27 protein-coding genes are annotated in these 22,875 nt (G+C 69.9%); 8 read left to right on the forward strand and 19 right to left on the reverse strand.

All coding sequences use genetic code 11. The annotated features are described in order from the left end of the window. Positions 1-43: 43 nt before the first annotated feature. The 4 genes from ACH413_RS18890 to ACH413_RS18905 are packed head-to-tail and all read right to left on the reverse strand — an operon-like array spanning position 44 to position 2,953. Positions 44-1,090: a molybdopterin-dependent oxidoreductase gene (locus ACH413_RS18890; RefSeq protein WP_360034460.1), complete on the reverse strand. Its 1,047-nt coding sequence runs from the start codon at positions 1,088-1,090 to the stop codon at positions 44-46. Further along, positions 1,087-1,686 (reverse strand): class I SAM-dependent methyltransferase, encoded by a 600-nt coding sequence (locus ACH413_RS18895; protein WP_360034458.1) that lies wholly within the window; start codon positions 1,684-1,686, stop codon positions 1,087-1,089. The genes ACH413_RS18890 and ACH413_RS18895 overlap by 4 nt, the downstream gene beginning before the upstream one ends. Beyond that, complete coding sequence (locus tag ACH413_RS18900) at positions 1,683-2,318, reverse strand: DUF2064 domain-containing protein (protein ID WP_360034455.1); 636 nt, start codon at positions 2,316-2,318, stop codon at positions 1,683-1,685. Before ACH413_RS18900 ends, ACH413_RS18895 begins: the two co-directional genes overlap by 4 nt. Then, on the reverse strand, positions 2,315-2,953 hold the full coding sequence (locus ACH413_RS18905; protein WP_360034452.1) for a glycosyltransferase family 2 protein: 639 nt from the start codon (positions 2,951-2,953) through the stop codon (positions 2,315-2,317). The genes ACH413_RS18900 and ACH413_RS18905 overlap by 4 nt, the downstream gene beginning before the upstream one ends. A 121-nt stretch (positions 2,954-3,074) precedes the next feature. Between ACH413_RS18905 and ACH413_RS18910 the strand changes: the two genes are divergently transcribed. Next, positions 3,075-4,265, forward strand: a complete 1,191-nt coding sequence (locus ACH413_RS18910; RefSeq protein WP_360034449.1) for a hypothetical protein — start codon at positions 3,075-3,077, stop codon at positions 4,263-4,265. Here the strand turns inward: ACH413_RS18910 and ACH413_RS18915 are convergent. The 4 genes from ACH413_RS18915 to ACH413_RS18930 form a co-directional block, all read right to left on the reverse strand. Next, a complete protein-coding gene (locus tag ACH413_RS18915) occupies positions 4,252-5,292 on the reverse strand; it encodes an NAD-dependent epimerase/dehydratase family protein (RefSeq protein ID WP_360034446.1) in 1,041 nt (346 codons plus the stop codon). The two genes, ACH413_RS18910 and ACH413_RS18915, sit on opposite strands and share 14 nt — an antisense overlap. 45 nt (positions 5,293-5,337) lie before the next feature. Beyond that, positions 5,338-6,666 (reverse strand): HAMP domain-containing sensor histidine kinase, encoded by a 1,329-nt coding sequence (locus ACH413_RS18920; RefSeq protein ID WP_360034443.1) that lies wholly within the window; start codon positions 6,664-6,666, stop codon positions 5,338-5,340. Then, positions 6,663-7,334, reverse strand: a complete 672-nt coding sequence (locus ACH413_RS18925) for a response regulator transcription factor (protein ID WP_360034440.1) — start codon at positions 7,332-7,334, stop codon at positions 6,663-6,665. The genes ACH413_RS18920 and ACH413_RS18925 overlap by 4 nt, the downstream gene beginning before the upstream one ends. Before the next feature lie 82 nt (positions 7,335-7,416). Further along, complete coding sequence (locus ACH413_RS18930) at positions 7,417-8,586, reverse strand: beta-1,3-glucanase family protein (RefSeq protein WP_360034437.1); 1,170 nt, start codon at positions 8,584-8,586, stop codon at positions 7,417-7,419. 99 nt (positions 8,587-8,685) lie between these two features. Between ACH413_RS18930 and ACH413_RS18935 the strand changes: the two genes are divergently transcribed. Then, positions 8,686-9,657, forward strand: a complete 972-nt coding sequence (locus tag ACH413_RS18935; protein WP_360034434.1) for an alcohol dehydrogenase catalytic domain-containing protein — start codon at positions 8,686-8,688, stop codon at positions 9,655-9,657. Here the strand turns inward: ACH413_RS18935 and ACH413_RS18940 are convergent. Then, on the reverse strand, positions 9,575-10,822 hold the full coding sequence (locus ACH413_RS18940; protein ID WP_360034431.1) for a YbfB/YjiJ family MFS transporter: 1,248 nt from the start codon (positions 10,820-10,822) through the stop codon (positions 9,575-9,577). The genes ACH413_RS18935 and ACH413_RS18940 overlap by 83 nt on opposite strands. After that, entirely contained in the window at positions 10,819-11,109 is a 291-nt protein-coding gene (locus ACH413_RS18945; protein ID WP_360034429.1) for a muconolactone Delta-isomerase family protein, read from the reverse strand. Before ACH413_RS18945 ends, ACH413_RS18940 begins: the two co-directional genes overlap by 4 nt. Before the next feature lie 83 nt (positions 11,110-11,192). Between ACH413_RS18945 and ACH413_RS18950 the strand changes: the two genes are divergently transcribed. The 4 genes from ACH413_RS18950 to ACH413_RS18965 all read left to right on the forward strand — a co-directional run bounded on the left by ACH413_RS18950 (position 11,193) and on the right by ACH413_RS18965 (position 13,979). Further along, positions 11,193-12,110: a LysR family transcriptional regulator gene (locus tag ACH413_RS18950; protein ID WP_360034426.1), complete on the forward strand. Its 918-nt coding sequence runs from the start codon at positions 11,193-11,195 to the stop codon at positions 12,108-12,110. A 107-nt stretch (positions 12,111-12,217) separates the two neighbouring features. Then, positions 12,218-12,919, forward strand: a complete 702-nt coding sequence (locus ACH413_RS18955; RefSeq protein WP_360034423.1) for an SDR family oxidoreductase — start codon at positions 12,218-12,220, stop codon at positions 12,917-12,919. Between the two features lies 1 nt (position 12,920). Beyond that, complete coding sequence (locus tag ACH413_RS18960; RefSeq protein ID WP_360034420.1) at positions 12,921-13,256, forward strand: hypothetical protein; 336 nt, start codon at positions 12,921-12,923, stop codon at positions 13,254-13,256. A gap of 66 nt (positions 13,257-13,322) precedes the next feature. Then, positions 13,323-13,979: a hypothetical protein gene (locus tag ACH413_RS18965; protein WP_360034417.1), complete on the forward strand. Its 657-nt coding sequence runs from the start codon at positions 13,323-13,325 to the stop codon at positions 13,977-13,979. Here the strand turns inward: ACH413_RS18965 and ACH413_RS18970 are convergent. From ACH413_RS18970 to ACH413_RS18985, 4 genes are read right to left on the reverse strand one after another with little or no spacing between them, the layout of a single operon-like run. Next, positions 13,970-16,291: a glycosyl hydrolase family 65 protein gene (locus ACH413_RS18970; protein ID WP_360034414.1), complete on the reverse strand. Its 2,322-nt coding sequence runs from the start codon at positions 16,289-16,291 to the stop codon at positions 13,970-13,972. The two genes, ACH413_RS18965 and ACH413_RS18970, sit on opposite strands and share 10 nt — an antisense overlap. Beyond that, positions 16,288-16,965 carry a beta-phosphoglucomutase family hydrolase gene (locus ACH413_RS18975; protein WP_360034411.1) on the reverse strand — a complete coding sequence of 226 codons (678 nt, stop codon included), beginning with the start codon at positions 16,963-16,965 and terminating at the stop codon, positions 16,288-16,290. Before ACH413_RS18975 ends, ACH413_RS18970 begins: the two co-directional genes overlap by 4 nt. 7 nt (positions 16,966-16,972) lie before the next feature. Next, positions 16,973-17,185 carry a hypothetical protein gene (locus ACH413_RS18980; protein ID WP_360034408.1) on the reverse strand — a complete coding sequence of 71 codons (213 nt, stop codon included), beginning with the start codon at positions 17,183-17,185 and terminating at the stop codon, positions 16,973-16,975. A gap of 25 nt (positions 17,186-17,210) precedes the next feature. Then, the gene (locus ACH413_RS18985) at positions 17,211-17,912 is read right to left on the reverse strand and encodes a VIT family protein (protein ID WP_360034405.1); all 702 of its coding nucleotides are present in this window, start codon (positions 17,910-17,912) and stop codon (positions 17,211-17,213) included. Positions 17,913-18,091: 179 nt separating this feature from the next. On the opposite strand from ACH413_RS18985, the gene ACH413_RS18990 reads away from it, so the two are divergent. After that, entirely contained in the window at positions 18,092-18,736 is a 645-nt protein-coding gene (locus ACH413_RS18990; protein WP_360034402.1) for a hypothetical protein, read from the forward strand. Positions 18,737-18,954: 218 nt separating this feature from the next. After that, positions 18,955-19,257: an iron-sulfur cluster biosynthesis protein gene (locus ACH413_RS18995; protein ID WP_360034399.1), complete on the forward strand. Its 303-nt coding sequence runs from the start codon at positions 18,955-18,957 to the stop codon at positions 19,255-19,257. Positions 19,258-19,367: 110 nt separating this feature from the next. Here ACH413_RS18995 and ACH413_RS19000 read toward each other — a convergent pair whose 3' ends face one another. The 5 genes from ACH413_RS19000 to ACH413_RS19020 all read right to left on the reverse strand — a co-directional run bounded on the left by ACH413_RS19000 (position 19,368) and on the right by ACH413_RS19020 (position 22,862). Then, on the reverse strand, positions 19,368-19,934 hold the full coding sequence (locus ACH413_RS19000; RefSeq protein ID WP_360034396.1) for a LysM peptidoglycan-binding domain-containing protein: 567 nt from the start codon (positions 19,932-19,934) through the stop codon (positions 19,368-19,370). A gap of 167 nt (positions 19,935-20,101) precedes the next feature. Beyond that, on the reverse strand, positions 20,102-21,046 hold the full coding sequence (locus ACH413_RS19005) for an NlpC/P60 family protein (RefSeq protein WP_360034393.1): 945 nt from the start codon (positions 21,044-21,046) through the stop codon (positions 20,102-20,104). Between the two features lie 263 nt (positions 21,047-21,309). Continuing rightward, a complete protein-coding gene (locus ACH413_RS19010) occupies positions 21,310-22,278 on the reverse strand; it encodes a C40 family peptidase (protein ID WP_360034390.1) in 969 nt (322 codons plus the stop codon). A 64-nt stretch (positions 22,279-22,342) separates the two neighbouring features. Beyond that, positions 22,343-22,495, reverse strand: coding sequence for a hypothetical protein (locus ACH413_RS19015; protein ID WP_360034388.1), 153 nt, complete (start codon positions 22,493-22,495; stop codon positions 22,343-22,345). A 49-nt stretch (positions 22,496-22,544) separates the two neighbouring features. Beyond that, positions 22,545-22,862: a hypothetical protein gene (locus ACH413_RS19020; protein ID WP_319981111.1), complete on the reverse strand. Its 318-nt coding sequence runs from the start codon at positions 22,860-22,862 to the stop codon at positions 22,545-22,547. Positions 22,863-22,875: the final 13 nt, after the last annotated feature.

Below are 22,875 nucleotides of genomic sequence, written 5' to 3' on the forward strand. Positions count from 1 at the left end.
ACGCCTACCGCGCCCAGCGCGAACCTCATCCCGGTCGTGGCGCTCACTTCTCGACCTCCAGCGACGTGACCCACTTCGTCTGCAGCACTCCCGGCCGGTTCGGGGCGATGAGCCGGCACGGATAGCCGTGGTCCGGGCTGAGTTCCTCGCCGTTGAGCTGAAGCGCCAGCAACGTCAGCGGGTCCTGGGCGAACGCCTCGGGCAGCGTCGTCGCCCGGTACAGCCCGTCCTTCTCCAGCGACTCGACCCGCACGTCGCCGCCGCTGACGAGCTCGGAGACGCGGACGCCGGTCCAGGTCGCGTTCTGGCTCCAGCCCTCGACGCACGCGATCGGCAGGTCGACGGTGGTCTGCGGCAGCGCTTGCAGTTCCTCGAGCGAGTAGCTCTTCGTTCCGGCTTTGAGCCGCCAGTCCTGCGGCACAACGATTTTCGCGGCCTGCGCGGTCCGGTTCACCGGCAGGTCGCCATCCGATCGCCAGGCCAGCACCGAGACCTTGCGCAGCCAGGGCACCGTGACGCCCGCGGTCGCGACGACCGCGACACCTGTGGTCAACGCGGTCGTGCGCAGGAAAGCCCTGCGGGACAAAATGGTTCGCTCGTCCGACTTGGGTTCGAGGGTGCGCCGGATGACCGGGATCTTCACCGCGATGTGCACGAGCAGCGCGCCGATCACGATCCACGCCACCGCGTAGTGGGCGGTGGGGAAGTAGAACGACCACGGGTAGTTCTGCGCCGCGTTGAACAGCCCGGTGACCAGCTCGAAGAACGACGCCGCGATCAGCACGAAGATCGAGCCGCGCTCCAGGGCGTGCGGCACGTTCTTGACCAGCGGCCGTTCGAACAGCTTCGGGTAGACGCTCCACAACTTGGCCAGCAGCAACGGAACCGACGCCACCCCGGAGATCACGTGCACCCCCTGGGTGACGCGGTAGAGGTCGACCGGCCGGGTCGGCCACACCCAGTCGTGCTGCACGCCGTGACTCAGCAGGCCGGTGACGAAGCACAGCCCGAACGTGATGCCGAGCCACGTGCCGACCCGGCTGGTCACCCCGGTGTGGTGTGCGGGGGATTTGAAGGCCGGGGTCTTCACAACCGCTCCCAGCACGCGAACCAGCGCCCGGCGCGTTCGACCTGCCACAGCAGGAAGAACCCGTCGGCGGTCAGGGACTCCGCGTCACTCCAGGCCCACGGGAACCAGTCGCCCCTGGTGCCTTCCGTCCGCACCCGAGCCTGGCCGATGGTCAGCCCGGAGCCCGGCTGCTCGACCTCCACGACCACGGTTCCGCTGGGCTTGAGCAGCTGGTGGACGCGGCGGAGCAACGCGGCCGGGTCGCCGCCGATGCCGATGTTGCCGTCGGCGAGCAACACGTGCTGCCAGCGACCCTCACCGGGCATCAGGTCGAACACGTCGCGGCGGATCGCGATGCCGCCGCGTTCGGTGGTGCGCCGGATCGCCTCCGGTGACACGTCGACGCCGAGCGCCTGGACTTGACGGGCCAGCAGGGCCGCCACGAGACGGCCTGGGCCGCAGCCGACGTCGAGGGTGGGGCCGGTGCAGGCGTCGAGGAGGACGGAGTCGCCACCGTCCGCGTCCGCCTGCCAGCGGGCGACGCTCAGCTCGCGCGGGGCGGTGCCGGTGAGATCGAGCCAGCTCGGGCGTCCCTGGAGGGCCTGGTCGAACATCATCGCGCCACCGCCGCCAGTTCGGTCAGCGTCGCGGCGAACCGGGTGTGCGGTGCCAGCGCCGCCACGGCACGCGCGTCGGCCATCGTGTCCACATCGGACAGGACCGGCAGGTTGCGCACCTTCAGGCCGTGCAACGCCTCCAGCGTCCGCGCCCCGGTGTCCGCGCGGGACATCGGCACGTCGCGGAGCACGTCGGCCCGCAGCGGGTCCCGCAGGCCGAGCGCCCACCAGCCGCCGTCCAGCGCGAACCCGAGCGCGGCCTCGTCGAACTCCGCGCACGACTCCAGCAGCGACGGCGTCACCTGCGGCGTGTCCATCCCGATCTGCAGCACCGGCATCCCGAACCGCGCCACGTCGGCGTGCGCGTGCACCAGGCGGTCGGCGAAGGTCTGGCCGCGCTGCGGGATCACCACGCACTCCGCCAGCGCGTCCCGCACGTCCTCGCGCCGCACCACTCCGGCCAGCGCGACCACCGGCACGGCGCCGGGTGTGTTCAGCGCGGCCTCCACCGTGTCGAGCAGCGCGGCGGCCGCGATGTCGGCGGCCTCCTCGGGGGTCAGCGGCGGGCACAGCCGGGTCTTCACCTGGCCGGGGATCGGCGACTTGGCCATGATCAGCAGGCAGAACCTCATCGCAGCACCCCCGCCATGTCCCGCGCCGCGCGCATCGTGCCGCGCACCGAACCCGACACCTTCGAGCGCGTGCCGGCCGCTCGCGGGCCGTAGGAGACGTCGACCTCGAGCACCCGCCAGCCCGCCTCGGCCGCGCGCACCAGGAGTTCCAGCGGGTAGCCGAAGGCGCGGTCCTGAAGGTCCAGCGCCAGCAAGGCTTCGCGCCGGCACACCCGCAGGGGCGCGATGTCGTGGACGTCCAAACCCCTGCGCCGCAACAGGGACGCGATCACGGCGTTGCCCGCTCGCGCGTGCCACGGCCAGACGCCCGGCTGCACGGGCCTTCGCCGGCCGACGACGAGGTCGGCGTCGGCCAGCAGAGCGGCCATCGCGGGCAGTTCGGCCAGGTCCAGGGAACCGTCCGCGTCGGCGAACGCCACCAGGCCAGAGGTGGCCGCGAGCAGACCGGTGTGCACGGCGGCGCCGTAGCCGCGCTTGGGTTCGTGCACGACCAGTGCGCCATGAGCGGCGGCCACCGAGGGAGAGCCGTCCACAGAACCGTTGTCCACGACGATCGCGCGGTATCCGGTAGGAAGGGAGGCGAGGACCGCGGGCAGTGCGGCGGCCTCGTCCAGGCAGGGCAACACGACATCCATGTGTCCACCCTGGACCATCGGAAAGTGTTGTGGTGCTTACGGAATTGTGACGCACGAAAGAGTTCTTACGATTGTCTTGCGAGGCCCGCGAGAACCGCTGGCACCCCCTAGGTTGGGCGCGGTGCGTCTAGTCATCGCAGGACTGCTCGTCGTTGCCGCCATCGTCACCGGGGTCGTCGTCAACGCCCTCGACCCGAACCTCCTCTACGCCTCGGCGGCACCGATCTTCGGGAACTGGGAGCCGCACATCGGCTTCGGCACGCCGATCGCGGTCCTGATCGCGTTCCTCGTCGTCGCCAAGGGGCCTGAGCTCGCCGAGCACAGGTTCGCGCTGCCGATCGCCTACGCCGCCTCGGTGGCGTTCACGTTCGCGCTGGCGATGATCGACGGCTGGGGCCGGTTCGTCACCAGGCTGACGACCGAGGACGAGTACCTGCACGAGGTTCCCGGCATCACCGACGTCCCGGCCATGCTGCGCGGGTTCGCCGCGCGCATCCCCGACTTCCAGCCCGACTCGTGGACCACGCACGTCTCCGGACACCCGCCGGGCGCGCTGCTCACGTTCGTGGGGCTCGACCGCGTCGGGCTCGGGGGAGGGGCGGCGGCCTCGATCTTCTGCGTCCTCGTCGGGTCGCTCGCCGTGGTCGCGATTCCCAAGGCCATCAACAACAACGCCGTGCTGCCGTTCCTGGTGCTGTTCCCGGGCGCGGTGTGGATCGGCGCGTCGGCGGACGGCATGTTCATGGGCGTCGCGGCCGTCGGCCTCTACCTGCTCACCCGGTGGCCCGTGCTGGGCGGCATCGTGCTGGGCTGGTGCCTGTTCCTGTCCTACGGCCTGGTGTTGCTGGCACCGCTCGCGCTCGCCGCCGTCTGGCGGCGCGGCGAAGGACTTCCCCTCCGCCGGATCGGCTGGGCTGCCGCGGGCGTGCTCGCGGTCGTGGGGGCGTTCGCGCTCAGCGGGTTCTGGTGGCTCGACGGCTACGAGCTCGTGAAACTCCGCTACTACCAGGGCATCGGCGACGTCAGGCCGTACTGGTACTGGGTGTGGGCGAACCTCGCGGCACTCGCGCTGGTCATCGGCCCGGCAGGCGTCAAGGGACTGCGCAAGGACAAATGGGTCCTCGCGGCCGGCGTGGCGATCCTGGCCGCCGATCTGTCCGGGCTGAGCAAGGCCGAGACCGAACGGATCTGGCTGCCGTTCGCGGTGTGGCTGATGGCCGGCACCGCGAAGCTGGACAACCAGAAGAGGTGGCTCACCGCCCAGGCCGTCACGGCCCTGGCGGTGAACCACCTCGTCCTCACGAACTGGTGACGGACTCCCGCTGCGAGGCGAACGCGAACTCCCGCACGCCCTCCTCGAACCCGACCTGAGCCTCGAAACCCAGCACGTCCAACGCCTTCGCGGGTGACGCGACCACGTGCCGGACGTCGCCCGGCCGCGCCCCGCCCACGATCTCGGGCGTCGGCCCGTCGCACGCGTCGGCCAGCGCGAACGCCAGGTCGCCGATGGTGTGCGGGGTGCCGGAGCAGACGTTCACCGCCTCGAAGCCCGGACGCGGCGACGACAGGGCCAGGACGTTGGCCCGCGCGACGTCCGTGACGTGCACGAAGTCGCGCCGTTGCCGCCCGTCCTCCATCACCCGAGGCGCGACGCCGTTCTGCAGCGCCGACCGGAAGATCGACGCGACCCCGGCGTACGGGGTGTCGCGCGGCATCCGCGGGCCGTAGACGTTGTGGTACCGCAACGCCCACACGCTCCCGCCGGTCTGCCGGGCCCACGCCACCGCCAGGTGCTCCTGCGCCAGCTTCGTGGCCGCGTAGGTGCTGCGGGGCTCCAGCGGAGCGTCCTCGGGCACCAGTTCGGAGACCACGAAGTCGCCGCAGAAGCACCGCGGCTCGTACACACCTCGTTCGACGTCGGCGGCAGTCCGTTCGGCCCGCACGATCCCGTGCGAGAGGCACCGATAGCGCCCCTCTCCGTAGACGACCATCGACGACGCCAGCACCAGCCGCGACACCCCGGCCCGGTACATCTCGGCCAGCAGCACCGCCGTGCCCAGGTCGTTGTGGCGCGCGTAAGAGGGCGCGTCGAACGGATCCACGCCGTGCCCGACCATCGCCGCCTGGTGGCACACCGCGTCCACAGTGGACAGCAACGGCCGCAGCACGTCGGGGGAGGTCACGTCGCCGATGACAAGTTCGTGGTCCAGCAGAGGAACAGCGCTGTGCGCCTCGGGCAGCAACGCGTCGAGCACCACGCATTCGTGGCCCTGGGAGGTCAGCTCGTCCGCGACGTGCGACCCGATGAACCCGGCCCCGCCGGTGATCAGTACTCGCATGCACCGACCGTAGGACTCCCGTGACGCCCCGGCGTGCTCGAGCGACTAGCCGTCAGAACTCCGTAAGACCATCTCGACGACGAACCGGGAGCCGCACGGCGCACGGTCCTCCACCCAGACCCGGCCGCCCAGCCGGTGCACGTGGTCGCGGACCAGCGCCAGCCCCAGCCCGCTGCCCGTGTCGTCGCCCCGGCTGCCCGCCATCACCCCGCGCGCGAACCGTTCGAAGATCTCCTCCCGCAACCCCTCCGGCACACCGGGCCCGGCGTCCTCCACCACCAGCCGCGCGGAGGAACCACCGGTCCGCACGGACACCAGCACCGCGCCCCCGGCGTGCCGCTCGGCGTTGTCCAGCAGGTTGGTCAGCACCCGGTCAAGCCTGCGCCGGTCACCCAGCACGATGGCGGGTTCCAGGTCCAGGGGCACGGGCGCGCGGGTCGCGATCACGTTGCGCACCAACGCGTCCAGTGCGATCTCCTCCGGCGCGGGGTCGTCGGTCTGGTCCGCCCGCGAGATCTCGAGCAGGTCCACGACCATCCGCGCGAACCTGTCGACCTCCGAGGTCAGCAGTTCGAGTGCTGTTCCCGCCGTGCCGGGCAGGTGCTCGCGACGCCGGCGCAGCACCGCGCCCGCGTTCACCATCGTCGTCAACGGCGACCGCAGCTCGTGCGAGACGTCCGACGCGAACCGGGCGTCCCGCAGGGCTCTCTGCTCCAGCGCCTGCGCCGTCGAGTTGAACTTCGCCGCCAGCGCCGCGAGATCCGGGTCATCCTGGTCGGGCAGCCGGGCGTGCAGGTCACCGCCCGCGATCCGGCCCGCGGCGGAGTTCAGCTCCGTCAACGGTTTCAGCGCCCGCTTCGACGCCCACGAGCCCAGCGCCGCCCCGAGCAGCGCCGACCCGATCGTGCCCGCGATCAGCACCGCGCTCAGGAACGCGAACGTCCGGTTGAGCTGCTGCAACCCGAACAGTTCGACGTAGACGGCGTTGCCCGCCACCGGCCGTGCGACGGCGAGCATCGGCAGCCCGTCCACGGTGATCCGCTCCTTGCCCGGCGGGTGCTCCACCAGTCCGGCGGGTAGCTGCGACGGCTCGACCTTGCGGCCCGCCGTCACCAGGCCCTCCGGGCTCATCACCAGGATCGACGAGTCGGGCCCGGTCGTGAGGCCGGTCAGCAGTTCGTCGAGGCCCGGCGAGGCCAGCGACCGCTCGACCAGCCGCACGTTGACCTCGGCCTGCCTGGTCGCGCTCGCCTCCCGTTGCCGCAGCATGTAGCCGGAGGCGAGGTTCCAGGTTCCGAACGCCAGCACGCTCGTGACGACCAGCAGGCCGAAACCGAACGAGAGCGTGACCCGGCAGCGGAGCGTGAGCCTCACGAGCGGATCCGATAGCCGGTGCCGCGCACCGTGAGCACCAGTTCCGGATCGTCCGGGTTGGCCTCGATCTTGCGGCGAAGTCTCCTTATGTGCACGTCGAGCAGCCGGGTGTCACCGAAGTAGTCATATCCCCAAACCTTTTGCAGCAGCTGTTCCCTGGTGACGATTCGGCCGCTCGCACCAGCGAGTTCCAGCAACAGCCGGAATTCCGTCCTGGTGAGATGAACGCGTTCCCCCGCTCGGTGCACGAGCCCTTCCTGCGGACGGATTTCCAGTTCCCCGATCCGAACGGCTTCGCGGCCCGGCCCGCGCCTGCGCAACAACGCGCGGATGCGCGCGGCGAGAACTCCGGCCATCAACGGTTTCGTGACGTAGTCGTCCGCCCCCGCCTCCAGCCCGGCGATCACGTCACGGGCGTCCGTTCGCGCGGTCACCACGATTATCGGCAGGTCACCGCGCGAGCGCAGCGCCCGCACGACCTCCAGGCCGTCCATGCCGGGCAACGTGAGGTCGACCAGCGTCACATCGAACGATTCCGTCTCCAAACGCGGTAACGCCTCTTCGCCCGAACCTGCCTCGTCAACGGTGAATCCCTCGTCGGACAAGGCAAGGCTCAAAGCCTGCCGGATTCGCTCGTCGTCTTCGACCAGCAGGACCCGTACGCACACAACGACTCCACTGTGTGAGAGCCGCGGCGACGGCGTCTCACACAGTGGAGTGAAAGTCGATCAAAAGCAAGATTGCTTCGGTCTAGAATCCGGTCAGCGTGATTTTCGCTGAACGCGGGTTCGGTTCGTGAACAAGTGACTCGAACGCGCCGACGTCATCGAACGCGAACCCGTAGGCCTTCCCGTCCACCATGTTCTGGTGCACGATCTTCGAGAAGTGGTTCGTGGTCGCGCGGGTGTAGAAGTCGGCCGCGTTGTAGGTCGGCTGGGTGTGGATGAAGCCGAACGTCGAGCGGTTGAGCCCGGCGCACAGCGAGCGCGAGATCGCACCGATGTCGTTGTTCGGTGCCGCGAGCCGGCCGTCGCAGTTGAAGACGTCCCGGGTGGACGGCTGCTGGAACGACGCGACCTGCTGGCCCGCCGTGTTGGTGAAGTTGAGGTTCCCGCCGCTGACGCGGCCGGTGAACTTGCGGTTCGGCTCGTTCTGGTACGGCACGACGGTCAGCGGCGTGTTCTGGTACGTCGACCAGGCGCTGCTGACGTAGTTCGCGAAGTACGAGCCGGAGAACACGCCCGCGTCGAGGCCCTTGCTCGGGTTCAGCACGCGCAGCCGCGTGCCGTCCGAGCGGGTGTAGACGAGCCGGGACCAGTCGCCGCCGAGCTGCTGGTGCTGGTCGAAGATGCGGTTGCGCCCGTTGGAGACCAGCTGGCCGGTCTTCTTGGTGACGCCGCTCTGCGAGGTCGCCTCGACCGCGTGGGGGACCGAGAACATGTCCACCTGCGAGCTGTTCAACCACAACCCGCCGCCGTTGTAGGTGAACTCGCTCCAGTCGAACAGGATGTCGCGGTTCGGGTCACCCGCGGCCCACGGCGCCGGCTGCACCAGGCCGTTGGGAACGAGGGAGAACTTCAGCTTGTCCCGGAAGGACATGTAGAGCCGGCCGCCGGCGAGGTTGAGCGGGATCTGCAGGGTCCGGCTGGCGCCGTTCCCGGGGCCGGGGATCGAGACGTCCGGTGCCGGGGTCGGCGGGATTCCGCCGCCGGACCAGGCCGTGAACTGGCCGTTCGCGTTGACGTACCCGAGCCGGCCGCCCATCTCGCCGAACACGTACAGGTGGGTCGCGTCACCGCGGCCCGAGTTGTTCGTGACGGTGAGGGGGAGCAGGTTCGGTGGAGCGGCTTGGACAGCAGGTGCGGACATCGTTGTCAGCCCTAGTAGGGCCGATGTCGCGAGCAGCAGGAGCTTGCGCATCGACTATCTCCTCACTGAGACAGGCAGTGACCTTTTTCAGCGGCGGTGAGAGCGCTCTCATACCAGCGCGTCGCTGTTGATATGTCAAGAATGGTCTTCATGCGCGCACTGACGGTTGATCTTGCACGGGCCGGGTCCCTGTCCCTGACCGAACTGCCCGACCCGGAGCCGGGACCGGAGGACCTGCTGGTCGAGGGCGTGGCCATCGGCATCTGCGGGACGGACCGCGAGATCGTGCGCGGCGAGTTCGGCGTCGGCGGAACTCTCGTGATCGGGCACGAGTCGCTGGGCCGCGTGGTCAGCGGGCCCGGGTTCGCGCCGGGCTCGCTGGTCGCCGGGGTGGTGCGTCGTCCGGATCCGGTGCCGTGCGTCGCTTGTGCGCGCGGGGAGTTCGACATGTGCCGGAACGGGCAGTACACGGAGCGCGGGATCACGGGCCTCGACGGCTACGGCTCGACTTTGTGGACAGTGCCTGCCGCTTATGCCGTTGGTGTCAGTTCCTCGACGGGTGTTCTGGTCGAACCCGCGTCGGTGGTCGTGAAGGCGTGGGAGCGGCTGGACCGGCTGGCGCCGTTCCCGTTCGAGAGCGTCCTGGTGACGGGGGCGGGCCCGATCGGGCTGCTGGCGGCGTTGATCGGGGTGCAGCGCGGCCTCGACGTGCACGTGTTCGACCTGGCCGTCGACGGCCCGAAGCCCTCGCTGGTCGAGTCGCTCGGCGCCACGTACCACCGGACGTTGCCCGACTGCCCGGTGGTGATCGAGGCGACCGGGGCGCCGTCGCTGGTGGCGCGGCTGCTCGGGCGGGACCTGGTGTGCCTGACCGGCGTGCCGTCCACCGAGGTGATCCCGGCCGACATCGGGCAGATCAACCGGGATCTGGTGCTGCGCAACGGAATCGTGTTCGGGACGGTCAACTCGAACGTGCGGCACTACCGCGAGGCCGCGGCCGTGCTGGACCGCGCGGACGACGCGTGGCTGTCGTCGATGATCACCCGGCGGGTGCCGCTGGAGTCTTTCGCCGAGGCGTTCGAGTCGCGTCCCGGTGACGTGAAGGTGGTGCTAGAGCTGTGATCGCGGCCAGCGCGACGACCGCGGCCGCCAGCAGCAACGCCTGGTGGTAGCCGTTGTGCAGCAACGGGGTGGCGATCAGCGGGCCGATGATCTGGCCCGCCGAGTAGCCGGCCGTGAGGGTGGCGGCGGCTCTCGGGAAGCCGAGGTCGGCGCCGAGCTTGAGGGCGGTGGCGGCGATGCCGATGAACGTGCCGCCGAACAGGACGACCGCGACCAGGGCGGCGGCGGTGGTGCCGGTCATGGCCGGGAGCGCGATGCCCACGGCCTGGACTGCGAGCGCGGCGACCAGCGCCGGGCGGCCGTTGCCGAGCCGGGCCATCAGGACGGGGGAGAGGGCGGCGGAGACGCCGACCAGGATCCACGAGGTGCTGCCGAGCGGGCCGCTGATGGCGGCGACCAGGAACGTGCCGGCGATGATGTAGCCGACGCCTTCGAGGGTGTAGGCGGCGAAGAGGGTGGCGAAGGCGCGGCGGGAGGAACGGGTGAGCCGCTTCGCGGCGGAGCTCGAGGTTCCCGGCTCCTGCCCGGTCACATCGCCGGCCCGGCCACGCGTCCGTTGCCCGGCCACATCGCAGCCTGACCTGTCGGCGTCACCCAGACTACTTGCCCGTTGCCCGGCCACATCGCTGCCCGGCAGCGCGGCCGCACCCCGGCCGCCATCCCGCCGCACAACCACATCCCCGGCAGGCTCCAGCCCCCACCCCACGACGGCCAGCAGGCCCGCCGCCACCGCCGCCGCCCACCACGCGGCCTGCCACTGCCCCCAGACCAGCACCAGCAACCCGGACAGCGCGATCCCCGCCCCGACCCCGCTCATGCCCCACCCAGGCCGGGCGTTCATCGCCGCCACGAACACCACCGCACTAGCCACCCCGGCCAGCAGCCGCAGCACGAACCACGCGGCCATGCCGTGCGTCAGCGGCATCCCGGCGAGGGTGGCCACGAGCAGCACGAGCGCGACTCGGTTCACCAGCCGCGACGGCGCCCGCACGATCGTGGCGAGCGCACCGACGAAGTAGCCCAGGTAGTTGGCGGTGGCCAGCGACGCGGCCGAAGCAGCCGACAGGCCTGCCTGCGCGGTCATCAGCGGCAGGATCGGCGTGTAGACGAACCGTCCGATGCCCATGGCCGCCGCCAGCGCCGCGGCGGCCTGCCGGGCGCTCACAGACGGCCGGGGTCGTTCGGGTGAGGCTGCACGGCCGTGACGTTGAACGTCATCCACGGGCTCAACGGCAGCGTGCCGAGCACATGAGCGTGGAGGTCGGCCTCGTCAACTGCCCGCCACAGGCCGATGCTGCGCATCTCGCCGACAGGCCGCCACAACCGGACGAGGTTGCCGCTCGTCGTGAGCTCCTTGGCCCGCACCGCTTCGGCCGCGCGGCGTGAGTCCACTTCGGACTGGGGTGTGCCGTCCGGGATCGTGGTGGTGATCTCGACGATGAACTCTCTCATGCCCTCATCGTGCGACCGTGCGGCTGCGGGCGCCACGACCGGCTTTCTCCTGCGTGAGAGCCTGAGCCTCCTAGGATGGCGTGGTGGAACTGCGTCAACTCCGGTACTTCCTCGCGGTCGCCGACGAACTGCACTTCGGTCGGGCGGCGGCGCGCCTGCTGATCGCCGGGCCCTCGTTGTCGCAGCAGATCAAGGCGCTCGAACGGGACCTCGGCGTGCCGCTGTTCGCCCGCGATCGCCGTACCGTCGCGCTGACGTCCGCCGGTGCCGCGCTGGTTCCCGAGGTGCGGGCGTTGCTCGAACGGGCCGATGAGCTGCAACGGCACGCACGGCAGCTGTCCGGGTCGCGGCCGGTGCGGATCGGGTACGTGAACTGGCTGCCGCCGGACCTGACCGCCCGCACGGCCGGGGTCGCGCAGCTCTACGTGGACGCCTGGGTTGTGCCGTCGCACCAGCAGGCGGCACGGGTGGCGGACGGCAGCCTCGACCTCGCCGTGTGCTGGATCCGCAAGTCCGAGGCGGCGCAGCTCGGGCTGAAAGCACACCTGCTCGGCGCGGATCGGCTCTACGCGGTGGCGGTGGGCACGGACACGAGTCCGGTGCAGGCCAAGGACATCGCGGTGCTGGTGGACGACGACGTGACGTCGTGGCAGTCCTGGAACGACTACGCCGAGGAGTTCGCGCGGGACACCGGCTGCGTCGTCCGGCGCATCCACAACGGCGCCATCACCGGGCCGGCGTTCTTCGACCACGTGCGGGTGTGCACGACGCCGGTGCTCAACTCGCCGAAGGGGCAGACAACGCCGTTGCCGCCGGATCTCGTGCAACGGCCCGTCGTCGATCCCGAGGTCGTGTGGACCTGGTCGTTGGTGCGCCGCGAGGACGAGGAACGCGCGGACGTCATCGCCGCCGCCGACGCGATCGTGCGGGACGTCGGTGACCTCGGTCTGGACCGCGCCTGGCTGCCCTCGGACGACCCCTACCGTGCGTTGAGAGGCTGAGCCTCGCACGAGGGAGGAAACGGGTCGCAATTCCGCGAAATTCGGAGCGGGAGCGCGTGGTTGTGGCTGTCAGAACCGCTACTCCTCCTTCGAAAGCGAGCAGGAAAATGACCAGCAGGGTGGCAATCGTCACGGGAGCGTCGCAGGGAATTGGCGCGGCACTCGTTCCGGCCTATCGCAAGCTCGGCTATTCGGTTGTCGCGGTCTCGCGTTCCATCGAGGACTCGAACGACCCCGAGGTGCTCGCGATCCGCGCCGACCTCAGCAAGCCCGGTGAGGGCGCGCGGGTCGTCAAGGAGACGCTGGCGCGGTTCGGCCGGGTCGACTCGCTCGTGAACAACGCCGGCATCTTCGTCGCCAAGCCGTTCACCGAGTACACCGACGAGGACTTCGCGGCCGTCACCGGCACCAACCTCGTCGGGTTCTTCGACATCACGCGCAGCGCGGTCGCGGCCATGGACGACAACGGCGGCCACGTCGTGAACGTGTCCACGACCCTGGTCGACCACGCGCTGTCGGCGGTGCCGTCCGCCCTCGCGTCGCTGACCAAGGGCGGTCTGAACGCCGTCACCAAGTCCCTCGCCGTCGAGTACGCGACCAGGAACATCCGGTTCAACACCGTCGCGCTCGGCATCATCAAGACGCCGATGCACGCCCCGGAGACCCACGAGGCCCTGGCCGGACTGCACCCCGTCGGCCGGATCGGCGAGATCTCCGACGTCGTCGACGCGATCACGTTCCTCGAACAGGCCGGCTTCGTGACGGGCGAGATCCTGCACGTCGACGGCGGCCAGAGTGCGGGGCACTGACATGGTCCTCGAAGACGTCATGGACCGGTGGAAGGACGCCGTGGACGCGCACGATCCCGAGCGCGTGGCGTCGAACTTCACCGAGGACGCCATTTTCCAGGGGCTGCACCCCTACGGAGTCGGACGGCGGGCAGTGGCCGCCTACTACGATTCCCAGCCCATCGGTCTGAAGGCCGAGTACAAGATTCTGGAAACGCGCCGGCTGGCCGACGATCTGGTTCTCGGCTATTTGGCCGTCGATTTCTCGTTCGTCGACCGGCCGACCATCACCGTCAACCTGAGCGTGCTGGTGAAGGGAGACCTGATCGCGCATTACCAGGTCTCCCGGCTGGGCTAGGGGCGCGGTCTCGCAGGCCGGGAAAACCTTTCGAGGACACCACTCCCGGCCTGCCACCCTGGTGCGATGCTGCTCAAGCTGACCGGCTCCAGCTGTTCGGGCAAGACCACGCTCGCCTTCTCCGCGGGCGACCGGCTGGAGCGGCTCGCCGTGCACGACTTCGACGAGGTCGGCGTACCCGACAGCGCCGATCGCCACTGGCGCCACCGCGAGACCGAGATGTGGGTGCGTCGCGCGCTGGAGTACCAGGACCGCGGGGTCGACCTCCTGCTCACCGGGCAATCCCCGCTGGGAGAGGTGCTGGCCGCTCCCAGCGCCCCGCTGCTGGAGGGAATCGCGGTGTGCCTGGTCGACGTGTCCGACGAGGTCAGGCGGAGCAGACTCACCACGCGCGACGCGGGCCGGTGGGACGCTCCGGCGGTCGACGCCTTCCTCGGCTGGGCCGCCTGGCACCGCGAGCACGCCAGGAATCCCCGGCACCTGCCCGAGGCCGTCATCGACGGCGGCTGGCCCCGGATGGCCTGGCACCGGTGGAGCGGGTGGACCGCCGACGATCAGCGGTGGTCCACCCACGTGGTCGACACCACGGACCGGCCCGTCGCGGAATCCGCGGATCAGATCGAGCACTGGGTGACCCAGCAGCGCGACGCGCTCCGATCCGGTCGGCTCCCCCTCTCGCGAGGCTGGCCGGATCCGGCAGTCGCCCGAGCCGATCAGCCCTGATGCCGACGAGGCTCCCGGCCGAACGGCGACGGAGGTCGCTCGAGGTCGGGAGCCTTCGGGATCGGCATGGTCACCGGAGCGTCCGCCGTGATCGTGATCGGCTCACCGTGGTGCTTCGTGGTCAGCGATGTGCCGTCCACGATCCGATAGGTGGCCTCGCCCGCGCACACGTCCACGGAGATTCTCGTGCCCTGGAAGGACATCCGGAACGAGAAGCGGGTCAGCTGGTCCGGCATCCGCGGCGCGAACGTGAGCTCGCCGCCGTGGTCGCGCATGCCGCCGAACCCGGCCACCAGCGCCGTCCACGCACCCGCCAGCGACGCCATGTGCAGGCCGTTGGTGACGTTGCTGTGCAGGTCGTGCAGATCGGTGAACGCCGCCTCGACCAGGTAGTCGAACGCCAGCCCGAGGTGCCCGACCTCGGCCGCCAGCACCGCCTGCGTGCCCGCCGACAACGACGAGTCGCGCACCGTGCGGGCCTCGTAGTAGGCGAAGTTGCGGGCCTTCTCCTCGTCGGTGAACACGTCGCCACGGACGTGCATCGCGAGCACCAGGTCCGCCTGCTTCACCACCTGGCGGCGGTACAGGTCGAAGTACGGGAAGTGCAGCAGCAGCGGGTACTTCTCCTCCGGGGTGTTCTCGAAGTCCCACTCGGCGTGCTTGGTGAAGTTGTCCGCCTGCGGATGCACTTCGAGCATCTCGTCGTACGGGATCGCCATCGCGTCCGCGGCCCTGCGCCAGGCCGCGATCTCTTCTTCCGTCGCGTCACAGGGATTCCGTTCGGCGGCATCGGCGGCCGCCCGCAGGTTCTGCTGGGCGATCAGGTTCGTGTAGACGTTGTTGTCGACGATCGCCGAGTACTCGTCCGGGCCCGTCACGCCGTCGATGCGGAACCCGTCGTGCCGGTCGTGATGGCCCAACGAGGACCACAGCCGTGCGGTCTCCACGAGGATCTCGGTGGCTTGGTCGCGGTCGAAGTCCTCGTCACCGGTGGCGTTCAGGTACTGCTGGGTGGCGTAGGCGACGTCGCCGGAGACGTGGAACGCGGCCGTGCCCGCCGGCCAGTACGCACTGCACTCGGCGCCGTTGATCGAACGCCACGGGAACGCGGCTCCCTTGAGCCCCAACACCTTCGCGCGGTCGCGGGCTTTGTCCAAAGTGGCGTGCCGCCAGCGCAGCGCGTCGCGGGCGGCGTCGGGCAGCGTGTAGGTGAGCACCGGGAGCACGAACATCTCGGTGTCCCAGAACGCGTGGCCGTCGTAGCCCGGTCCGGTGAGGCCTTTTCCCGGGATGGCACGGGACTCGCCGCGCGCCCCGGCCTGCAGGATGTGGAACAGCGCGAACCTGATCGCCTGCTGCAACTGGTCGTCGCCGTCGATCTCGATGTCGGCGACCTCCCAGAAGTCGTCCAGGAACGCCTTCTGCTCCTGGACGAGCCCGTCCCAGCCGGTCTGGCACGCGCCCGCCAACGCCGCCTCGACCTGCGCCCGCAACGCCGGCGTCGACCGCTGCCCCGACCAGCCGTAGGCCAGGTACTTGGTCAGCTTCAGGCACCCGCCCGCAGGCACGTCGACGGCTGCGGTGAACCGGGCCAGGTCGTCCTCCGCGCGGATCTCGGTGTGCACGTCCACGCCGTCGACCTCGACCTCGTGGTCCATCGCGGCGGCCATCCGCAGACCGGACACCTTGGTGCGGTGGCACAGCACGGCCCGCGTCTTCTCCGCCATCTTGAAGTCGTTGACCAGCGGAGCGTCCAGCGCGGCGGCGACGCGGGGATCGTTGCTGCGGCTCGCGACCGGTTCGTTCGCGAGCAGGTCGGACTGCACCACGAGCTGCAGGGCGTCCATCGGCTCGACCTCGTAGCGGATGGCGACGACCGCGCGCTGTGTGAACGACACGAGCCGTTCGCTGCGCACGGTCACACGCCTGCCCGTCGGCGATTCCCAGACCGTGCGGCGGCGCAACGTGCCGGTGCGGAAGTCGAGCGTGCGTTCGTGCTCGATCGCGTTGCCGTAGCGCATATCCAGCGGCTCGTCCTCGACCAGCAGCCGGATGATCTTGCCGTCGGTGACGTTGACGACGGTCTGGCCCGCCTCCGGGTAGCCGTAGCCACCCTCGCCGTACGGCAGCTGGTGCTCTTCGTAGAAGCCGTTGAGGTACGTGCCGGGCAGACCGCGCGGCTCGCCCTCGTCGAGCGTGCCGCGCAGCCCGATGTGGCCGTTGGCCAGCGCGAACGTCGACTCGGTCTGGTGCAGGTCGTCCACCGACAGGCCCTGCCAGCGCAGCTGCCACGGTTCGACCGCGTAGCTCATGAGAGCAGCTCGTCGAGCTCGTCGACGACCACGTCCGCGCCGTGCGACTTCAGCGCGTCGCGCTGGTGGCCGCGGTCGACGCCCACGACGTACCCGAAGCCGCCGTCGTGTCCCGCCTGCACGCCCGCGAGCGCGTCCTCGAACACCGCGGCGTTCTCCGGTGCCGTCTTCAGTCTTCTGGCGCCCTCGACGAACGAGTCCGGCGCCGGTTTGCCGCGCAGGTTCGACGCGGTGATCACGTTGCCGTCCACCAGCGCGTCGACGTAGTCGAGCAGGTTGCCGGACTTCAGCACGCGCATGGCGTTGGCCGAGGAGGTGACGACGCCGATGGGCAGGCCGGCCTCGCGCGCGGCCTTGAGGTAGTTGACCGACGCGGGGTACGGCGTGATGCCCTCCTTGTCGATGATCTCGTTGACGAGGTCGTTCTTCTGGTCGCCGATGCGGCGGATCTCGTCCTCCGACGGCGTGAGGCCGCGCGAGGTCAGAAAGCTGCGGACACCGTCGTAGCGCGGCTTTCCGTCCACGTACGCGAGGTAGTCCTGCTCGCTGAACGGCTGACCCATGGCTTCGAACGTCTGCCGCCACGCCTGCCGGTGCAGCACGGCGGTGCTCGTGAGCACGCCGTCGAGGTCGAACAGCAGCGCTGTGATCTTGTCCGGGAGGCCGAGGCTCATGGTTCGATCATGCACCCGTCTCGCCGACATCGCTGCGTTCTTCTTTGAGGCGTTCATCAAGCGGTCGTGGGTGCGCCTGCTCGTACTCGGTCGTCCCGTACCTGTTGGACTCGGCCCAGCCTTCCTCCGGCTCGGTCTCCAACGGGTCGTGGCCGAGGTTGTCCTCGTCGAGGCCCTCGGCGCCGCTCTCCTGGATGTACGCGCCACGTTCTTCGCTCATGCCCACCGCAATACCCAGTTCGGGGTCAACCAATGCTTTGGCCGACCAGCGAACCGATCGCATAGGTGACGCCCATGGCGATCAGGCCGCCCACGACGTTGCGGACGATCGCCCGCCGCTTGTCCGCGCCGCTGAGCCTGGCGCTGACGAAGCCGGTGAGGGCCAGGGCGAGGATCGCGGCGACGATCGTGACCGGCACGCGCAGGGTGGTGCTCGTGAACGCGATCGCGGCGAGGGGGAGCAGCGCCCCGATGGTGAACGAGATGAAGCTCGCGATGGCGGCGCCCCACGGGTTCGTCAGCTCGTCCGGGTCGATGTGCAGCTCGGCCTCGGCGTGGGCGGCCAGGGCGTCGTGCTTGGTGAGCTGCTTGGCGACCTCTTCGGCGGTCTCCGCGTCGAGGCCTTTGCCCTCGTAGATCTCCGTGAGCTCTTGGAGCTCCTGCTCCGGCATGTCCCGCAGCTCCGCGCGTTCCTGGGCGAGGAGGGCGCGTTCGGCGTCGCGCTGGCTGCTGACGGACACGTACTCGCCGCTGGCCATGGACATCGCGCCCGCGAAGAGGCCGGCGAGGCCCGCGACGAGGATCTGGGCGCGGTCCGTGGTGGCACCGGCGACGCCGACCACGAGGCTGGCGGTCGAGACGATGCCGTCGTTGGCGCCGAGGACTCCCGCGCGCAGCCAGTTCATCCGGTCGCCGGTGACCTCGTCGTGGGGCTCATGGTGGGTCATTCGCGCAGGTTAGCGCTGGGATCGGGCGGTGCCCGGCGACCACGCCGCCACCCCGGTCGGGCTCTGCTGAACGGGTGAGTTTTGCCTGGTCAGGCGGTGGAGGTTCATTTTTTGTCAGACCCCCGTGGCATCCTGTCGAACAGGTGTTCGCAAGGCTTGCTGGAGGAGGTCAGTTTCCGATGCAGATCGAAGCCCGTCGCTGGCCAGGCCGCGTGGTTCCGTCCACCGACGCGGACGTGGACGTCGCCGTCGAGTCCCTGTGCGTGCGTGCCTCGTGGCCGGACGCCGACCGCCGCTGGGTCCGGCGCCTGCTCGAACCGTGGTTCACGGCGGGCTGGTGCGTCGACGCCCTGCTCGTGGCCATCGACAAGAAGCCGGACGGCACCCGCCAGGGCCGCCCTCGTTCGCGGGCCCAGGTGGCCCACGAGTTCCTGCGCGCCCGCCTGCGCACCTGGACGGCGGACGGCGCGGGCCTCGCCAAGCCGCCGCTGTCCGGCGTCTCGCTCGGCGAGTGGTACCGGGTGAACCGCCGCAACGCCGCCCTGCACGCCCCACGCCGCGCCACCGGCCTCACGTCGGACGGCGAGCGCGCACGGGCGGAGTCGCGTGCCCTGGCCCATCGGCGCGACCCGGTGGAGCGCAGCCGCGAGAAGGGGCGGCGCCGCCAGGAGGTGCTCGACAGCCTGCTCACGCCTGGGCAGGAGGTGCCGTCGTTCGCCGACTCGTGGAAGCTGGTCGCCGAGCTCGTGCCGGTGCCGCGGGTGTGCTCGGCCTGCGGGCACGTGCGCAACGAGGTGTCACGGCAGGCGCACCGCGTCGCGTGACGGGGTTGGTGGGCCGGGCGAGAGCCCTCGCGCGAGCCTGAGCGCGTTGGTCCCGTGGCCGGGCCGCGAACGAGGTGGGTGTCGGTCCGGCACGCCCGTCAGCCGGGCGGCAACGCCCGCTGCGGCCCGCTGACCTGGGACTTCGTCAATCGGTGATTGAGAACGGACCAGGCCGGGAACACGGAACGAGTTTCTTGTTTCCGATGTTAGGGGCCGACATGCTCGAAGTGACGCCGATGGCTGCCGAGGTCATCAACGAGCTGACCTCGCAGTCCGAAGGCACCACCGACGACACCGGCCTGCGCTTTGCCCTGGCCGCCGAACAGAACAGTCAGGCCGCCCTGGAGCTGTCGCTGAGCCAGCCCGTCGACGGGGACGAGGTGGTGGCCGCGCCCGCCGGGGCCAAGGTCATCCTGGAGCCGGCCGCAGCCCAGTACCTGGAGGACAAGGTCCTCGACGTGCGCCAGGACGACGAGGGCAACCCGGCCTTCGCCATCGCGCGCCAGGAGCAGACCGGCTGAGCGGAATTCTCGGTCAGGTGGAATCAGCGTGGATCACGCCTGACGTGCGAAACGGGCCGGACCTCCTCGGGGATGAGGGGATCCGGCCCGTTTCGTGAACAGCCCCGGGATCAGGGAATGGTCAGCACCTGACCGGGGTGGATGAGGTCCGGGTTCGAGATCCCGTTGGCGGACGCGATCTCGCCGTAGCGGTTGCCGTCGCCGTAGAAGCGCTCGGCGATCGCCCACAGCGAGTCGCCACCCTCGACGGTGTAGGTCTGCACGGCCGGAGCGGCGGGCGCGGCCGGGGCCTCCTCGACCGGGGCTGGAGCCGGAGCGGCCGCCTCGGGGGTGGGCTGCGGCGAGTCGGTGTTGGTGTTGCTGGCCCACTTCGCGCTGCCGTCGGCGGCGAACACGACCAGGTTCCTGTCGTCCTGCAGGACCAGGCGCGAGCCCTCGTTGCCCTGGGTGCCGGTGGACCACACGGCGTTCTCGTCGCTCGTGTAGAGCACGAAGTTGCCGTCGTCCTGCAGGGTGGCCCGCACCGCGCCCTTGCCGTCGGTGCCGCTGGCCCACACCGTGCCGGTGTTCTCCGAGAGCACGAGGTTCCCGTCGGACTGCAGGGTCAGCATGTACCCGTTGACGCTCGTCAACTGCTGGCCGCGGGTGATTTCCTGCCCGGCTTGCAAGGTGTCCACTCAAAACTCCACTTCGGACGACGACGGCCGCCCGATTCGGCGGCGCCCGAAGCGGAACCTAGTCAGGGCGCGCCGTTCCCGCCGGGTCAGTCCGGCACGTGCACCCGAGGGAGTGAAAAACGCCCCCTGCCCGGAGGGGCAAGGGGCGTTCGACAAGAACTGGAACGTCAGCCCTCGATGCGGCGGATGACCGAGATCGGGCCGATCGAGTCGATGTCGGCGATCTTCACCGGCACACCCTCGGTCGAGGCGTGCACGGCGCGAATGCCGTCCACCGCCATCGCCACGTGGGACTGGCTCGAGTAGTAGACGATGATGTCGCCGGCCTTGACCTCGCTACGGCTGACCGAGCGACCGGCGGCCGCCTGCGCGTAGCTGGTGCGACCGATCGACACGCCCGCCGAGGCGTACGCCTTCTGGATCAGCGACGAGCAGTCCCACGAGTCCGGGCCGTTGGAGCCGTAGACGTAGGGCTCGCCGCGCTGGTCGAGCGCGAACTGCAGCGCTCGGCCCGCCGTGCCCGCCGGCACGTTGATGTTCGACATGTCGCCGGACGCGGCCAGCTGGTTCTTCACCGAGGAGCTGAGCGACCGGTACTGGGTCTGCGCCTCGCCGAGCTGCTTGTCGAGATCAGCCTTCTTCTGGTCCATCTCGGCGAGGAGCTTCTTCGACGTCTCGGTCGCCTCGTTGGCCGACTTCGTCGCCGCGTCCGCCTTGCTCACGGCGTCGGTCAGCTTCTGCAGCGCGTCCGCGTTGTCGGCCGCGAGGATGTTGATGGCCGACATGCGGTTGAGGAAGTCCTGCTGCGAGTCGCTCACCAGCAGCGCGGAGATCTGGCTGAAGTTCGCGCCCGAGTTGGTGGCCTCGGTGAGGAGGTCCACCTGACCGCGGAGTGCTTCCTCGGCCTTCTGAGCCTCGGCCAGGTCGCCCTTGGCCTTGTCCAGCTCACCCTGCTTGGCCTTCAGGTCGTCCTGGGCCTTGAGGTGGTCCTGGTTGAGCTTGGACGCCTGCTCGGACAGCTCGTTGTACTTCTTGAGCGCGTCCGCGGCGTTGGGCTGTGCGGTGGCCGGAGCCGTGGGGAGTGCTGCTGCGACGACAGCTGCCGTCGCCACGAGTGCTCCACGCACGATGCGGCGTGAGGGTTGCGACACCACGTCGCGGGTCCTCCTTTTTCCTGGCAGTCGCCCGCGAGAACTACTCCGCGTAAGGCGACAACCTTGGCGTGTGCCCCGAGTGGGTTAACTGCTGGGCCGAAGGTCTCGGACAGGTTACGGAATGACCTTGCCTTCGTCTAGCACCAGGTCCTCAGCAGTTCACCTGGAGGCACGCTCTCACAGTGGTCCACGTGGGTTTATCGCGGGGTGGGAGAGAAGCGTCACCCGACAACCCGGCGAATCACCGAAATGGGTCCGATCGAGTCGATGTTCGCGATCTTCACCGGCACGCCCTCGGTGGACGCGTGCACGGCGCGGGTGCCGTCCACGGCCATGGCCACATGCGACTGACCTGCGTAGTAGATGATGAGGTCGCCGGGCGCGACCTCGCCGCGACCCACGCCGCGGCCGACCTTCGCCTGGTCGTAGGTGACGCGCGGAATGGACACCCCCGCTGCGCGGTAGGCGGCCTGCATCAGCGACGAGCAGTCCCACGAGTTGGGTCCGTTCGAACCGAACACGTACGGCTTGCCCTGCTCGCCCAGCGCGAAGGTGAGCGCGACGCCGGCCGCACCCGCGGGCGCGTTCACGGTGACCTTGGGACCGGTGCTGGCCAGTGTCTGCTTCTGCGGCGCGGACAACGACTGGTACTTCGTCCGCGCGGTGGACACCTGCTGCTCCATGGCGACCTTGCGCGTGGAGACGTCGGTGGCGAACTTCTCCGCGGCGGACGCGGCGGTGGCGGCGTCGGTGCGCGCCTTCGTGGCCGCGGCCAGCGTGGCGTTCATGCGCGACACCGCCTCGTTCTGGTCGGCGGCGATGATGTTCATGGCCTGCATGCGTTCCAGGAAGTCCTGCTGGGACGACGAGGTCAGGAACGCCGACAGGTCGTTGAGCCGGGCGCCCTCGAACGTCGCCTCGGTCAGCGTGTCGACCTGGCCGCGGAACTGCTCCGACTCGGCCAGCGCCTTCTTCTCCGCCTCAGTGGCGGCGACCACGATCCCGTTCGCCCTCGACAGGTCGCTCTGCGCCTTGAGGTGGTCCTGGCTGAGCTTCTCGGCCTCTCGCGTCAGGTCGTTGTAGACCTTCAACGCGTCGTCGGCGGGTTGCGCGTGCGCCGAAGGCATCGACACCACCGTCGCGGCGATCACGGCGGCCAAAGCGGTAGTCCTTGCAGCACGGCCGGGCACGCGGCCTCCTCAGGAGTCGGAATGCGGCTTCTGAGGAGGCGTACGGCCGAACGGGGGCAGGGGTTCAGTCGAGGTCGACGAGCGGTCCGCCGACGACGAGCACGGGACCGTCGAACTCGACGTCCACGAGGTCGTCGGCGAGCGCGGGCGACGCGGTCACCAGCGCGATTCCCGCAGTGGCGGCCAGGACAGCGGCGATGCGTGAGGAAATGGACACGAAGAGCAATATATTGGACCAAAGGGGCAATTCGGTCGACGTCACCCGATCAGGCGGCCCGGTGTGCCTCGATCGAGGCACGGCACGCGGCGAGCAGACGGGCGGTGGCGGCGCTGCCCCCGTGCCCGCAACGGGGGCAGCGCATCGCGACGGCACCGGCGAGTTCGTCGACCACGACGCCCAGCGGCGAGTCGCAGCCACGGCACCAGCGGTGCCGCGTGACCGGGTTGACGTGCACGGGCGAGGAGACGCACTGGTGGATCCAGCGCCCGTGCACGTGGCAGGTCAGCCGGTCGTCGGGCGCCAGGACACCGTCGTCCTCCGCGTGGTCCTCCTCGACCAGTGTGGCGATGAGCGTGGCGATCATGGCGACCCTCCGA

The sequence above is a fragment of the Lentzea sp. NPDC020367 genome, from assembly GCF_044387305.1.
GTDB lineage: Bacteria > Actinomycetota > Actinomycetes > Mycobacteriales > Pseudonocardiaceae > Lentzea.